This is a genomic window from Desulfovibrio sp. DV, assembly GCF_001936595.1.
Classification (GTDB): Bacteria; Desulfobacterota; Desulfovibrionia; order Desulfovibrionales; family Desulfovibrionaceae; genus Solidesulfovibrio.
Genome location: NZ_MLBG01000130.1, coordinates 1 through 13,212, shown reverse-complemented (window position 1 = coordinate 13,212; position 13,212 = coordinate 1). Strand labels below are relative to the sequence as shown.

The window sequence follows — 13,212 nt, the reverse complement described above, 5'->3', positions numbered from 1 at the left end:
CTTCTCTCCATCTCCTAAAAGAAACAATCGACCAACGTCGGCGCATCAACCCCCAGCAGATAGTCTCCCAACGCCACTTCGCCCAGGCGCTGGGCCAGGGCGTCGCGGTCGTGGCGGCAGCCGGCGAGGTGCGTCTCCAATTCGGCCACGTCGCGCCGGCCGAAATAGTCGCCGAGCAGGCGCACGGCCCGGATGACGCCGCCGGCCACATCCAGGTGGGCCTCCACCAGCCCGCCGGGCGTGCGGCAGGTCCGGGCCAGGGCGTAGTCCGGTGAAGCCCCGAAATTCCAGTCGTAGCTGCGGTAGCGGCTTTCGGCCAGCTCGGCCGCGCCCCGTGCTTCTTCGGGGCCAAGGCCGAGGGCTTGCCGGGGAGCGCCGGCCAGGACATGGTCCATGATGCGGTCCATGAAGGCCGTCACGTCCATGGGGGCCGGCAGATGGGCGGCGATGTTGGTGACCCGTTTGGCCACGCTTTTGACGGCCTTGTCCCGGTATTTTTCCGGGTCCACCCGAAGCGCTCCGGACAGGTCGGCCACGGCGGCGGAGAAAAGCAGCGTGCCGTGGTGGAGCACCCGGTCGCGCCAGATGTGCTGGGCGTTGCCGGAGAATTTCCGCCCGTTGATGACCAGGTCGTTTCGTCCTTCAAAGGCGCACGGCACGCCAAGGGCGGTGATGGCCTCGAGGATGGGGGTGGTGAAGCGTTGGAAATCCAGGCCGTGGCCGCCGCTGCCAAGGCTCACGAAGGTGAAATTGACGTTGCCGAGATCGTGAAAGACCGCGCCGCCGCCGCTTAAGCGGCGCACCACCGGGATGTTGCGGCTGCGCACGTAGGCCTCGTCGATCTGGGCCAGGGTGTTCTGGTTGCGTCCGACGATGACGGCCGGGGCGTTTCGCCAGAGCATGAAGATGTCGCGGTCGGTGTGGCGCAAGAGCCATTCTTCGGTGGCCAGATTAAGCGCGGGATCGGTGGTGGCAAGGACAATGGGGCGCACGGGGGAATCCTTTTGGCCCGGTCAGGCGTCGGGGCCGAGTTCGCCGGAACGCCTGATGGCCCGCAACAGCCGCAGCCCAAGCAGGATGGCCCCTGCGCAGCCAAGCGCCCCGAACAGGGAGATGTCAAAGATAAGCGGCGGCACCCGGTTGGCCAGGATCTGGCAGGAACCGAGAAAGAGCGCGGCCGTGACAATGCCGTAGACCAGACGGTTGACCGTGGCGTCGAGGCCCCGGTGGGAGAGCTGGACGTCAAGGCGGCCCTCGCGCGCCCGGCGCAGGATCTCGGCCGCGTCCCGGGGAAAGCTCTCCAGAAGTCCGTTCCAGTCGCGCCAGTTGCGCCGAAGCCGGGTGAACAGCGCTCCCGGGGAGAGGCGGCGGGCGATGATTTTCCCGGCGTAGGGGGCGATCACTTCGAGCAGGGAGAAGCCCGGAGTGAGCGAACGCGACGCGCCTTCGAGCACCACGAAGACCTTGATGAGATGGGCCACCACCGGCGGCAGCAGGATGCCGTGGCGGCGCACCAACGCGGCCACGTCGGTCAGGGCGCCGCTTAAATCAAACGCGCCCATGGGCTGGTTGGCGTAGTCGGCCACGAAATCCTCGACATCGGCCCGCAAGGCCGGGCGGTCGAGGCCGGGCGGCAGACGGCCCAGGCGCATGACCTGTTCGGTCAGTCCCTCGGCGTCGCTTTCAACCACGGCCAACAGCGCGTCTTCCAGGGCGCGGCGGGTGCGCTCGTCGATGCGTCCGACCATGCCGCAATCAAGCAGCCCCAGGCGATCTCCGGGCAGGACGCGCAGGTTGCCCGGATGGGGGTCGGCGTGGAAGAAGTTGTCGCGAAAAATCATTTCCAGGAAGGCGTCGGCCGCAACGCGGGCCAGCTCCTCGCGCCGGCGGAGGGCATCAGGGTCTTGCGCCTCGGCCAGGGAGGACAGGGGCTCGCCGTCCAGTTCCTCCATGGTCAGCACCCGTCGGGCGCTGCGCTCGGGGTAGGTCCTCGGGAAGACGATGCGCGGCTCACTGGCGAAATTGACGGCAAAATGGCGCAGGTTGCGCTCTTCGCGCACAAAGTCGAGTTCGCGAAGGATGGTGCGGCGCATCTCGGTGGCCACGGCCAGGGGCTGGTAGAGGCGAAGCTCGACGATGCCGCGTTCGGCCAGATCGGCCAGCCCCATGAGGATATCGAGGTCGGCCCGCACTGTGTCCTCGATGCCGGCGTGCTGCACCTTGACCACCACGGCCGTGCCGTCCGGGAGGCTGGCCCGGTGGACCTGGCCGATGGAGGCCGAGGCCAGGGGGATGGGGTCAAAGGCGGCAAAGAGGGCTTCGGGCGGCGCGCCGAGTTCGGCGGCGATGGTGGCGGCCACGGCTGTCGGGGCGTCGGGTTCGGTGTCGGCCCGGAGCTTCCCCAGTTCGGCCGCCACTTCGGGGCCGACGATGTCGGAGCGGGTGCTTAAAATCTGGCCGAGCTTTATGGCCGTGGCCCCGAGTTCGGTCAGGGCCAGGCGCAGGCGTTCCTCCCGGCGCATGGCGGTCAGGCTGGCCCCGGCCGGGCTGACGAGCAGATCTTTTAAAAAGGCCGGATCCGAGGCGGCCAGGAACTCGGCCAGCCCGTAGCGGGCCAAAACCCCGGCGATTTCACGGAATCGCCGGGCGTTTCGGGCAAAATGCGGGATGGAGGCCAGGGAGAACACCGGGTGTTCCCGCCTACTCCACCGGGCAGGCCGGGGCTTCGCGCCGCCAGCGGTAGGCTTCGATGGTGTTGCTCATGAGCGTGGCGATGGTCATGGGGCCGACGCCGCCGGGCACCGGGGTGATGGCCGAGACGAGGTCGGTGACGTTTTCATAGTCCACATCGCCGCACAGCTTGCCGTCAGGCAGCCGGTTCATGCCCACGTCCACGATGACCGCGCCGGGTTTGACCATGTCCCGGGTGATGAGCCGGGGCTTGCCGATGGCCGGCACGATGAAATCGGCTTCGCGGCATACGGCGGCCAGATCCGGGGTGCGCGAATGGCAGATGGTCACGGTGGCGTTGCCAAAGGGCGAGGCATTGGCCAGGAGCATGGCCATGGGCTTGCCCACGATGTTGCTGCGCCCGACCACCACCGCCCGTTTGCCGGCCGGGGACAGGCCGTAATATTCGAGGAGCTTTATGACGCCGTAGGGCGTGCAGGGCTTGAGGCAAGGCAGGCCAATGGACAGGCGGCCGACGTTTTCCGGATGGAAGCCGTCCACGTCCTTTTTGGGATCAACCAGGGCCAGACAGCGGCTGGCGTCCAGGCCCCTGGGCAGGGGGAGCTGGAGCAGGATGCCGTCGATGTCGTCGCTGTGGGACAGTTCGGAGAGGAGCTTTTCCAGGCCGCACTGGGTGATGCCGCCGTCGAGCCGCCAGATGCGCGACACGATGCCCACTTCCTCGCAGGCTTTTTCCTTGTAGCGCACATAGACCTGGGAGGCGGGGTCCTCGCCAACGAGGATGACGGCCAGATGCGGGGCGCGCCCGTGCTGGCGCACCAGGGCGTCCACGTCGTTTTTCACGCGCTGGCGCAGATCGGCCGCGACTTTTTTGCCGTCGATAAGAAGCATAGGATGTCTCCTTCAGAGGTCGGGAGGCGGTGATGGGTCCGTTCTCCAAAAACGATTAGCCGGTTGTCCCGGCTGCCGTCCAGGGCAATACGGTGCCCGGGCCACGGGCGCAAGGCCCGGGGCACCGGTCCGGGCGGGCCATGGCCTTACTTGGGGCCGGGGAGCAGGGTGCGCCGCAGGAAGGCCAGGGTCAGTTGCTGCGCTTTGGCCGCATCCGGGCCTTTGCCAAATCCATGCCCTGCCCCCGGGAAAACGACCAGCTCGGCCGGCTGGCCCAGTTGCCGTCCCAGAGCGGCCAGGGCCTGGCCCTCCGACAGGGGGACGACGTTGTCGGCGTCGCCGTGCAGGGCAATAAGCGGCGGCAGGCGGGTGATCGAATCCCGGTACAGGCCGGGTATTCCGCCGTAAAAGACCGCCAGGGCGGTGATGCGCGGGTCCTGGCCGGCCACGGCAGTGGCCAGGAAACCGCCCTGGGAAAAGCCGAGCAGCCCGATTGATCCCGAGCATTCCCTGCGGGCCAGGGCCTCGGTGACCACGGCCTGCACGAGCTGGGACCAGGCCTTGACCCGTCCGGCAAAAAACGCCTGGCGGACGGTTTTTGCTTCGGCGTTGGCCTGCTCTTTCTCCGGGCCGTCGTAATAGGACAGGAGGTAGGCGTCCATTCCCGAGCCGGCAATGGCTTTGGCAAATTGTTCGTAGTAGCCCGGGAAGCGGTCAAGCCCCTGGCGGCCGTGCAGGAGGATGACGGCAGGGCGTCTGCCTGTTCCCGGGGCGTGGAAAAGCTGGGCCGTGACGGGATGTTCCGGGGTGGGGATGGTCACGGAGGACACGGCGCTTTCGGCGGCCGGGGCGGGCCGGGGAGCAAGGGCCGGGTACAAAACGAAGAGCGAAAAAAAGAGGGCGAGTATTTTCATGGTCGGTCTGGTCCGTTGCGGCGTGGCGGGCAGGCCCGCCCCGGAGGCACGGACGCGACCCGGGTTTCGTTGGTTGCGGGTCCGGGGAGGTGGCACCCCCCCGGACCCCGTGCGGGGCAGTTCCCCGGAGTCTTATTCTTCTTCGCCTTCCGGCTCTTCGTCGTACCACTGGCCGGCCATGACCGGGCCGTAGTAGATGGCCGAATCTTCCAGCTCTTCCTCGATGCGCAAAAGCTGGTTGTACTTGGCCAGACGGTCGGAGCGGCACAGCGATCCGGTCTTGATCTGGCCGGCGTTGACGGCCACGGCCAGGTCGGCAATGAAGCTGTCCTCGGTCTCGCCCGAGCGGTGGGAGACAACCGTGGTGTAGGCGGCCTGCTTGGCCATCTCGATGGTGTCCAGGGTCTCGGTGACGGTGCCGATCTGGTTGAGCTTGATCAGGATCGAGTTGGCGATGCCCTGGTCGATGCCCTCGGCCAGGATGTCCGGGTTGGTGACGAAGATGTCGTCGCCAACGAGCTGGATGCGCTCGCCCAGTTCGTAGGTCAGCTTCTTCCAGCCTTCCCAGTCGGACTCGGCCAGGCCGTCCTCGATGGAAATGAGCGGATAGCGGTTGGTGAAGTCGGCCAGGTAGGCCACCATTTCATCCGAGGACAGGCTCTTGTTCTCACCGGACAGCACGTACTTGCCATCCTTGTAAAATTCCGAGGCAGCCGCGTCGATGGCCAGGGAGATTTCCGAGCCGGGACGGTAGCCGGCCTGCTCGATGGCCTTGATGATGTACTGGAAGGCCTCGTCGTGGCTCTTGAGGTTGGGGGCAAAGCCGCCCTCGTCGCCAACGGCGGTCATGTGGCCGTCGGCGGCCAGCAGGGCTTTTAAGGTGTGGAAGGTCTCGGCACCCATGCGCAGGGCGTCGGCAAAAGTGCGGGCTCCCAGGGGAATGATCATGAACTCCTGGATGTCCAGGTTGTTGGGAGCGTGCGCGCCGCCGTTGATGATGTTCATCATGGGCACGGGCAGGACCTTGGAATTGATGCCGCCGATGTACTGGTACAGCGGCAGCCCGAGGTAGTTGGCGGCAGCCCGGCACACGGCCAGGGACACGCCGAGGATGGCGTTGGCACCCAGGCGCGACTTGTTGTCCGTGCCGTCGGTGTCGATCATGAGATTGTCGATGGCCACCTGCTGCAAGGCGTCCATGCCGATGATGGTCTCGGCCAGTTCGCCCTGGACGTTTTCCACGGCCTTGGTGACGCCTTTGCCGCCGTAGCGGGTGGCGTCCAGGTCGCGCATTTCCAGAGCTTCGCGTGAACCCGTGGACGCGCCCGAGGGGACAGCGGCCCGGCCGGATGCGCCGGATTCCAGGGTGACCTCCACCTCGATGGTGGGATTGCCGCGGGAATCGAGGATTTCCCTGGCCCAAACGGCCGCAATGGTACTCATGGCTCTCTCCTTGTGTATGGGGTTTGGCGTTTTCTGCGATGGTGGGTGCGGGCCGGGATGGCCCGACCCTTTTGGCTGTAGCGCAAATCCGCACGATTTATAAGCCCCGTTGCCGGCGCATTTCACGGCAGGCACGGGGATATGCGGGTCTGTCGCCAAGGTTTCGTCAAATCGTGATGTCCGGGAAATCGTCGTCGTCGCGCGCAACACCCCCCCGGCGTTTGAGATAACGCAGGAAGGACTTGGCTTCGGTGAAATCCGGGTCAGCGGCCACAGCCTGTTCCAGGAGCAGGCTGCAGGCCGGGGTATCGCCTTTTTCGTAGAGCACCCGGGCCAGATTGAACATGATGCGTTCGTCGTCCGGGGCCAGCTCCAGGGCCTTGCGGTAAAAGGTGGCGGCGGTTTCAAACTCGCCGCGTTTGCGCAGGCTGATGCCAAAGGCGTTTATGGTCAGCTTCTGGGCGTCCGGAGACAGCCCGCCGCCGGCCGCCGTAACCACCTTCAAGGGGGCGCTGCCGGTATCCGGCACCCCGGCGGCGGCCAGGGCGGCCAGGACCACCACGAAAAGCGCCCGTTCGGCATCGGGCAGGGTCTTGTGGTCAAGCCCGGGGCCGACGTCGCGAAGGAGCCGGGCCAGCACCACTGCCGCCGGCCCGAGCCGCTCGGTGAAAAGGAGCGGGGCCGGCACGAAATGGAGCAGGAATTCTTCCGGGGTGACGATTTTTTGCAGCGGCAGCGGCAGATGCCCATCGTCCAAGGGGAAGATCAGGATGCGGGCCGCATCCAGGCGCAGGGCCAGCCAGTCGATGCGCTGGGTGAAGTCGCGGCCCGAGCCGCCCTTGCCGCCCATTTTCTCGCGCTTCTGGGACTGGTAGCAGCCAAGTATCTCCGGCAGATCGGGCATGTCTGGCTCCTCGGCTAGCGCGCGGCCAGCCACAATTGCCGCAGCCCTTCGAGCAGAAGCTCGGGGCGCACGTCGCGGATGACCGGGCAGATGGGGGCGAGTTTCTCGGCGAAACCGCCCGTGGCCAGCACGTGGACATCGCCGCCGAGATGGGCTTTTAAGCGCGCGGTCACGCCCTGGACCATGTCGGCGAACCCGAAGACAAATCCCTGGTTGATGCAGTCGGTGGTGGAGCGGCCAATGGACAACGCTCCGTTGCCGGGGTCCAGGGCCACATGGGGCAGCTTGGCCGTTTTGCTGACCAGCCCGGACAGCGAGGTCATCATCCCCGGACAGATGAGTCCGCCCAAAAAGGCGTCGTCCTGGACGCAGTCGAAATTGGTGGCCGTGCCGAAATCCACCACGATGACCGAGGTGGCCCCGACGGCCCGGCGGCCGGCAAAGGCCGTGACCAGCCGGTCGGCTCCGACCTCGTGGGGCCGGCCGTACAGGTTTTTAAGCGGTATCGGGATGTCGGTCGGCACAAAGCGCAGACGCACGCCCAGGTAGCGGGATACCGCCTGCTCGATGACGGGATTAAGCGGCGGCACGACGCTTGAGGCCACGGCCGCCTCGATGTCGGTGGTCCGGCAGCCGTGAAAGGGCAGGGCCTGGGCCACGGCCAGGCCCAGGCTGTCCGGGGTGGCCGAGCGGTCGGTCGGCAGGGCGAACGACGAGAGAAGGCCGTGGCGCTCGGCCAGACCGAACTTGATGTTGGTGTTGCCGATGTCGATTAAAAGGGCTGGCATGGTGCGTCAGGGGGCGGCCCGGCTGGTTCCCAGGCGGTCGAGAAAGGTTTCGACGGTTGGCAGGCTGCGCCGCACCATCTCGGCCACGCCCTCGGCCGTGGGGTGCAGGCCGTCGGGCAGGGCCATGCCGGGGACGCCGGTCACGCCGTCGAGAAAGGAGGGATAGAGCACGGCGCCGTATTTTTGGGCCAGATCGACATAGACGGCTTCCAGTTCCACGGCGTAGGCCCGGCCGTAGTTGCGCATGGCCCGGATGCCGCAGAGCATGACCGGGATATGGGCGTCGCTTAAGCGCTTCATGATGGCGTCGAGGTTGGCCCGGGGAATGGCCGGGTCCATGCCGCGCAGCATGTCGTTGGCCCCAAGCTCCAGGATGACCCCGTCCGGGGCGGCGGCCAGCACCGCGTCCAGGCGGGCCAGGCCGCCGGCGGTGGTGTCGCCGGAGATGCCGAAATTGAGGATCGTAACGGTCCGGCCTTTTTCGGCCAGGGCGCGGGCGAGCTTCGCGGGGTAGGCGTCGTCGGCGGGCAGGCCCCAGCCGGCGGTCAGGCTGTCGCCCAGGGCCGCCAGTTTAAGCGCCAGGGCCGGTTGCGGCATAAGGACTCCAAGGGCCAGGGCCGCAGCCAGGATGCGCCGGCAGAGCCTGGAGGCGGTTTGTCTTTTCCGGCCAAGCTGGTATCCTGGCCGGGACGGCAGGAGACGGCTCGTCTTTGCAACAACAGGGACGGGCGGAGTGGGTATGATGGATACGTGCATGATTTCCTTGTCCGATGTACGGCTGACGTTACAAAGCCAGGCCGGCGGGGTCAACATCCTGCGCGGGGTGGACCTGACCGCCAGGGCCGGCGAAGCCTTAGCCGTAACCGGACCTTCCGGCGCGGGCAAGACCACGCTTTTGATGCTCATGGCCGGCCTGCTCGCCCCGACCTCGGGCACGGTGGCCATTGCCGGGCTCGATCTTTCCACCTTAAACGAGGACGGCCTGGCCGCCTTTCGCCGCGACAACGTGGGCATCGTCTTTCAGGCCTTCCACCTCGTGCCGGCCATGACCGCCCTGGAAAACGCCGCGCTGCCGCTGGAATTCGCCGGCCGCTCCGACGCCTTCGACCGGGCGGCCGAGGCCCTGGACGCCGTGGGCCTGTCGCAGCGGGTCAACCATTTTCCGGCCGAACTCTCCGGCGGCGAACAGCAGCGCGTGGCCCTGGCCCGGGCCCTGGCCCCGCGCCCCCGGCTCCTTCTGGCCGACGAACCCACCGGCAACCTGGACGGCGAGACCGGGGAGCGGGTCATGGACCTGCTCTTTTCCCTGTCAGGCGGCATGACCCTGGTGCTGGTTACCCACGATGTCGGACTGGCGGCCCGCTGCGGCCGGGTGGTGGCCGTGCGCGACGGGCGGGTGGCCGGGGATGGTCCGCCGGGTCGATGAAGCGGCTTTTTTTCATGCCGCGCGGCCGCCGGCCCCTGGAGCGGGCCGTGCGCGGGCTGCTGGTGGTGGGCGTCTTTGCCGTGGCCATCGTCGCCTACCAGAGAAATTTCCAAAGCGTCATCGAGCGCGTGCAGGCCAAGGGGACGGTTGCCGATCCCGGAGGCCTTTTGACCGAGGCCGACCGGCTCTGGCTCATCGAGCAGGCGGCCTTTCTGCGCGCCCGGTTCGGGCTGGAACTGGCCGTTCGCATCGGCAGCGCGGGTACCGCCCCGGGCGGCTATCCGGCCCCTGATCCCGATGATCCGAGAAAAGTGTTCATCTATTTCGACCCGGGCTGCCAGTCCGGCCGGGCGGCGTTGCCGCCGCTTGTCGCCTCGGGCCTGCCGCCGGGCTTTGCTGCGGACCTCGGCCGGGCGCACCTGGACGCCGCCTGCCGGCAGGGCCGGGGGCGGGAAGGGGTGCTGGCCGCCGTGGGACTACTTATCGACGCCCTGGGGCAGGCTGCCCAGCGGGCCAAAGGAGAGGATTCGTGACCGAAGAAACCAAGACCGCGCCGAAAACCATCATGATCTATACCGACGGGGCCTGCCTCGGCAATCCCGGACCCGGCGGCTATGGCGCGGTGATCGACTGCAACGGCGAACGCCGGGAGATTTCCGGCGGACGCAAGCTCACCACCAACAACCGCATGGAGCTGTTGGCCGTCCTCGAAGCCCTGGAACTCCTGGAGGAGCCGTCCATCGTGTCCCTGGTGACCGATTCGCGCTACGTCCACGACGCCATCGAGAAACGCTGGCTGGCCTCGTGGATCAAAAAGGGCTGGGTCAATTCCGAGCGCAAGCCGGTGAAGAACCAGGATCTCTGGCAGCGCATGATCCCGCTTATCGCCCGCCACAAGGTCAAGTTCAATTGGGTGCGCGGCCACGCCGGCCACCCGGAAAACGAACGCTGCGACGTCCTGGCCCGCAACGCCGCCACCTCGCGGGGGTTGCTGGCCGACGAGGGGTATCCGGGGTAAGAGTAGAGAAGAGAAAGACCTGGGGGAAACGCTTTTAAAAGCGTTTCCCCCAGACCCCCTTCGAAATGACGGGGGGTGGACGGGCTGGCGGGGCGATGCCGGTTGAGGCGGATCAGGCTTTCGGATAGCCCACGCATTGGGCCATGATCACCCGCTGGTTGGCGGGAAGACCCATGGCCTTGGACAGGGCCGGGTAGTCGATGCTGGCCCGCACCACCGTGCCAAGGCCCATGACGGCGCAGTAGAGATAGACATTCTGGCTGATGTACCCGGTGTCGGCCCAGGCCAGATTGGACTTTTCTTCCTCGGTCTTGCCCGCAACCTTGCTCATGTCCGCGACATAGACCAGATCAAGCGGGGCTGTGGGCACGTAGCTCTGGGTGCCGGTCAGCGCCCGGATGTCGGCGTCGCCCTTGGGGACAAGGGCATGGTCCTTGGCGTCGTACAGAAAAAATCCGTCTTTTTTGGCCACCCAGACGTCGATTTCCTGTTTGTTGACCGCACTCGGCGCGGTTCTTTTGCCCGATTCCTTTCTGTTGATGCCGCAGGCGGCCCAGAGCAGCCCCGACAGCACCTCGCCCGGCAGGTCCTGTTCGGTATAGCTCCGAATGGATTGCCTGGCCCGCAGGGCTTCCTCCAGGGTCTTGCCTCCGGGCAGGGACGGCGGCGGCAGAATAGCGCTTTTTTGCGCGAAGGCCGCTTCATTGCCGACGAGTCCCAGGCCGACACACAGCGTTCCCGCTGTTCGTATGAATGCTCTTCTGTCCACGCGGCACTCCTTTTGAGGCATGGCCTGCCTCTTGCCCGCAGGGTAGAAGCCCTGCGGAAGGATGTCCAGCCTTGCTAGGCGGCGGCGTCTGGGCTCGTTGGATTGCAACGTTGCCCTGTCCCACAATATCTGCGGGAAACCGCAATGATTCCAGAGAATGGAGTGTCACCCAAGGCGTGGCCGAGGGCTGGTTGCAGTCGCGTATGAATTCTTTGTTAGGCGGGCCAGGCTTCGGCCCCCGAAGAATCGGTGCTTCCCGTCAAGCTTAAGCACCAAGCCGTTGCGGCCCCGGCCCTTTCTCATCTTTTCTTGCGGAATTTTCGCTTCCCGGCCCGGCACCGCGCACAGTCAAATCAAACTCGCCCCAAGAGGGGATTCCAAAGGGACTCAGTCCCTTTGGCCGCCGGAGGCATTCTTTTTCTTCTCCCCTACCCGCTCTCCGCGCCGCCGGCCGGCTCTTCGGGCGGCAACTCCCCTTTCTTGGCCGCAGTGCCGCCGTCTTTGAGCAGCTCGGCATCGGCCAGGATCATGATCAACCGCTTGAACATGGCCCGGTCGAACATCGCTTTTGTCGCTTCCATCTTGCGCAGCGCCTCAAAGGGTGGATAGGCCGGCCGCCACACGCAGGCCCGGGTCAGGGCGTCGTAGCTGTTGCACACGGTAAGTGCCTTGACATAATAGGGAATACCGGCTGCCGGCATCCCGGCCGGAAAGCCTTTGCCGTCTTCCTGCTCGTGGTGGAAGAGAATGCAGTGGAGCGTTTCCGTCGGCAGCGGCAAATTGACGAGCAGGCCCACGCCCATGGCCGGATGGGACCGGAACAGGGCCTCTTCTTCCGGCGTCCAGCTTTCGGGCCGCCGGTCGATCAGGCCCATGGGCAGCCCGGTCTTGCCGACGTCGTGCAAAAGCGCCCCCACCCCGACCTTTACCAGCAGGTCTTCGGTCATGCCCCGGTGGTCCATGAGCATGATGGAGGTGAGCACCATGGAGGCCAGCCCGTGCTGGTAGTCCTGGTAGCCCTTGCTGATGAGCTGGGCCACGTTCTGCATGGCTCCGGGTGCTTGCAGAAACCCGATGGACTGGCGCACGAGCTTGCCCACCTGATCGAACCGGGCCCGGCTGATGGAATGGGGGAGCTTTTCTTCCAGCACCCCGCGCACCAGGGTGGTGGCGCTGGCGTGCCAGACCTCGGCCCGGTCGGTGAGCGCAATGGATTCATCGAGAAGGATTTCGCCCAGGTTGTCGCGCAGATAGTTCTCAAAGTGGCGCAGCTCGCCGGTGTGGATGTAGACCGTCTCGATATTGGCAGCCTTGAGCCGGCGGACCTGCTCCTGGGTGAAAGCCGCCCCGCGCGAGGCGTAAAGCACCAGCCCCTGGCCCTTGCGCACGTACAGGGAAAACCGGCCTGTGCCCCAGGGGCGCAGGCAGGCCGTCTTGATCGGGGAATAGGCTTTGAGGTCCGGGGCCGCGACGACGTCGGGAGTGGCCGTCATGGCCGTCCCGTCCCGTCGGTCGGCGATTCCTGGAGCGGCAGGCGCATTTCCGCCACCTCGTCGTCGTAGTTGCGCACCACGGAAAAGCCGAGTTTCTCGGCCAGTCCCTGCATCCCGCCGTTTTCCATAAGCGCCTGCCCGGTCAGTTCCTTCGTACCGCGTCCGCGGCAATAGCGGATGATTTTTTCCATGAGCATCCGGCCAAGGCCGGCCCCTTTCTGGTCCGAGCGCACGATGACGGCAAATTCCGCCGTGGCGTTGTCCGGCCGGGTGGAGGCCCGCACCACGCCAAGGGTCTCGGGCCGGCCGTCAGGACCCGGCGCGGTGGCGATAAAGGCCATTTCGCGCTCGTAGTCGATCTGGGTGAGCTTGGCCATTTCGGTATGGGACAGGTCGCGCACCACGCCGAAAAACCGGAAGCGCAGGTCTTCGGCCGAGAGGTGCTTGAAGAAGTCGTAATGGGCCGGTTCGTCCTCAGGCCGGATGGGCCGCAGGAGCACGGCCCGACCGCTTCGCAGCACGGCTTTTTCCTCGAGTTCCCGGGGATAGGGCCGGATGGCCAGCCGGTGGGGGTCGGGCTGGGGTTCGGGCGAGAGCCGGATGGTCGCGCCGATGACGGTCACGCCGTCGGGATGGGCCAGCACGGGATTGACGTCGATGGCGGCCACGCGTTCGAGGTCGGCCACGCATTGGGAAATCTGGTTGAGCGTCAGGCACAGGGCGTCCAGGTCCACGGCCGGCTGGCCGCCGCCGCCGGTCAGGGCCGCGGCCACCCGGGTGCGGCAGACCAGATCCCTGGCTAGGGACATGTTAAGCGGGGTGAGCGCCACGGCCTTGTCCCGGGTGACCCTGGCGGCCAGCCCGCCCTGGCCGAA

General features: G+C 66.4%; 14 protein-coding genes. 3 read left to right on the top strand and 11 right to left on the bottom strand.

The features are described from left to right. Positions 1 to 14: 14 nt before the first annotated feature. The 8 genes from DVDV_RS19665 to DVDV_RS19630 form a co-directional block, all read right to left on the bottom strand. Positions 15 to 992, bottom strand: coding sequence for a lipoate--protein ligase (locus tag DVDV_RS19665; RefSeq protein ID WP_075356288.1), 978 nt, complete (start codon positions 990 to 992; stop codon positions 15 to 17). A 21-nt stretch (positions 993 to 1,013) separates the two neighbouring features. Beyond that, positions 1,014 to 2,687: an AarF/ABC1/UbiB kinase family protein gene (locus DVDV_RS19660; protein ID WP_075356287.1), complete on the bottom strand. Its 1,674-nt coding sequence runs from the start codon at positions 2,685 to 2,687 to the stop codon at positions 1,014 to 1,016. A 13-nt stretch (positions 2,688 to 2,700) separates the two neighbouring features. Continuing rightward, positions 2,701 to 3,582: a bifunctional methylenetetrahydrofolate dehydrogenase/methenyltetrahydrofolate cyclohydrolase FolD gene (gene folD, locus DVDV_RS19655; RefSeq protein ID WP_075356286.1), complete on the bottom strand. Its 882-nt coding sequence runs from the start codon at positions 3,580 to 3,582 to the stop codon at positions 2,701 to 2,703. 146 nt (positions 3,583 to 3,728) lie between these two features. Then, on the bottom strand, positions 3,729 to 4,496 hold the full coding sequence (locus DVDV_RS19650; protein WP_075356285.1) for a dienelactone hydrolase family protein: 768 nt from the start codon (positions 4,494 to 4,496) through the stop codon (positions 3,729 to 3,731). A gap of 132 nt (positions 4,497 to 4,628) precedes the next feature. Then, complete coding sequence (gene eno, locus DVDV_RS19645) at positions 4,629 to 5,939, bottom strand: phosphopyruvate hydratase (protein WP_075356284.1); 1,311 nt, start codon at positions 5,937 to 5,939, stop codon at positions 4,629 to 4,631. Between the two features lie 166 nt (positions 5,940 to 6,105). Continuing rightward, a complete protein-coding gene (locus DVDV_RS19640) occupies positions 6,106 to 6,843 on the bottom strand; it encodes a tetratricopeptide repeat protein (RefSeq protein WP_075356283.1) in 738 nt (245 codons plus the stop codon). 14 nt (positions 6,844 to 6,857) lie between these two features. After that, positions 6,858 to 7,631 carry a type III pantothenate kinase gene (locus tag DVDV_RS19635; protein ID WP_075356282.1) on the bottom strand — a complete coding sequence of 258 codons (774 nt, stop codon included), beginning with the start codon at positions 7,629 to 7,631 and terminating at the stop codon, positions 6,858 to 6,860. Between the two features lie 6 nt (positions 7,632 to 7,637). Next, positions 7,638 to 8,228, bottom strand: coding sequence for an arylesterase (locus DVDV_RS19630; RefSeq protein ID WP_075356281.1), 591 nt, complete (start codon positions 8,226 to 8,228; stop codon positions 7,638 to 7,640). 142 nt (positions 8,229 to 8,370) lie between these two features. Between DVDV_RS19630 and DVDV_RS19625 the strand changes: the two genes are divergently transcribed. Genes DVDV_RS19625 through rnhA form a run of 3 tightly spaced genes read left to right on the top strand, consistent with a single transcriptional unit; the run spans position 8,371 to position 10,075 of the window. Continuing rightward, the gene (locus DVDV_RS19625) at positions 8,371 to 9,057 is read left to right on the top strand and encodes an ABC transporter ATP-binding protein (protein ID WP_075356280.1); all 687 of its coding nucleotides are present in this window, start codon (positions 8,371 to 8,373) and stop codon (positions 9,055 to 9,057) included. Beyond that, entirely contained in the window at positions 9,054 to 9,590 is a 537-nt protein-coding gene (locus DVDV_RS19620) for a hypothetical protein (protein WP_075356279.1), read from the top strand. The genes DVDV_RS19625 and DVDV_RS19620 overlap by 4 nt, the downstream gene beginning before the upstream one ends. Before the next feature lie 32 nt (positions 9,591 to 9,622). After that, entirely contained in the window at positions 9,623 to 10,075 is a 453-nt protein-coding gene (gene rnhA, locus DVDV_RS19615) for a ribonuclease HI (RefSeq protein ID WP_175577136.1), read from the top strand. 112 nt (positions 10,076 to 10,187) lie between these two features. On the opposite strand, the gene DVDV_RS19610 is transcribed toward rnhA, so the two are convergent. The 3 genes from DVDV_RS19610 to DVDV_RS19600 all read right to left on the bottom strand — a co-directional run. After that, positions 10,188 to 10,844, bottom strand: a complete 657-nt coding sequence (locus tag DVDV_RS19610) for a SagB/ThcOx family dehydrogenase (RefSeq protein ID WP_075356277.1) — start codon at positions 10,842 to 10,844, stop codon at positions 10,188 to 10,190. 428 nt (positions 10,845 to 11,272) lie between these two features. Then, positions 11,273 to 12,337 (bottom strand): HD-GYP domain-containing protein, encoded by a 1,065-nt coding sequence (locus DVDV_RS19605; RefSeq protein ID WP_075356276.1) that lies wholly within the window; start codon positions 12,335 to 12,337, stop codon positions 11,273 to 11,275. Then, the coding region (locus DVDV_RS19600; RefSeq protein ID WP_139311682.1) for a GNAT family N-acetyltransferase at positions 12,334 to 13,212 on the bottom strand (879 nt) is incomplete at its 5' end. The genes DVDV_RS19605 and DVDV_RS19600, both read right to left, overlap by 4 nt.

What these genes read in the sequence shown, in the direction of transcription:
- DVDV_RS19640 (WP_075356283.1), bottom strand. Translation starts at nt 6,843, where the DNA reads ATGCCCGATCTGCCGGAGATACTTGGCTGCTACCAGTCCCAGAAGCGC.
- rnhA (WP_175577136.1), top strand. Translation starts at nt 9,623, where the DNA reads ATGATCTATACCGACGGGGCCTGCCTCGGCAATCCCGGACCCGGCGGC.
- DVDV_RS19625 (WP_075356280.1), top strand. Translation starts at nt 8,371, where the DNA reads ATGATGGATACGTGCATGATTTCCTTGTCCGATGTACGGCTGACGTTA.
- DVDV_RS19650 (WP_075356285.1), bottom strand. Translation starts at nt 4,496, where the DNA reads ATGAAAATACTCGCCCTCTTTTTTTCGCTCTTCGTTTTGTACCCGGCC.
- eno (WP_075356284.1), bottom strand. Translation starts at nt 5,939, where the DNA reads ATGAGTACCATTGCGGCCGTTTGGGCCAGGGAAATCCTCGATTCCCGC.
- DVDV_RS19620 (WP_075356279.1), top strand. Translation starts at nt 9,054, where the DNA reads ATGAAGCGGCTTTTTTTCATGCCGCGCGGCCGCCGGCCCCTGGAGCGG.
- DVDV_RS19605 (WP_075356276.1), bottom strand. Translation starts at nt 12,337, where the DNA reads ATGACGGCCACTCCCGACGTCGTCGCGGCCCCGGACCTCAAAGCCTAT.
- DVDV_RS19635 (WP_075356282.1), bottom strand. Translation starts at nt 7,631, where the DNA reads ATGCCAGCCCTTTTAATCGACATCGGCAACACCAACATCAAGTTCGGT.
- DVDV_RS19630 (WP_075356281.1), bottom strand. Translation starts at nt 8,228, where the DNA reads ATGCCGCAACCGGCCCTGGCGCTTAAACTGGCGGCCCTGGGCGACAGC.
- folD (WP_075356286.1), bottom strand. Translation starts at nt 3,582, where the DNA reads ATGCTTCTTATCGACGGCAAAAAAGTCGCGGCCGATCTGCGCCAGCGC.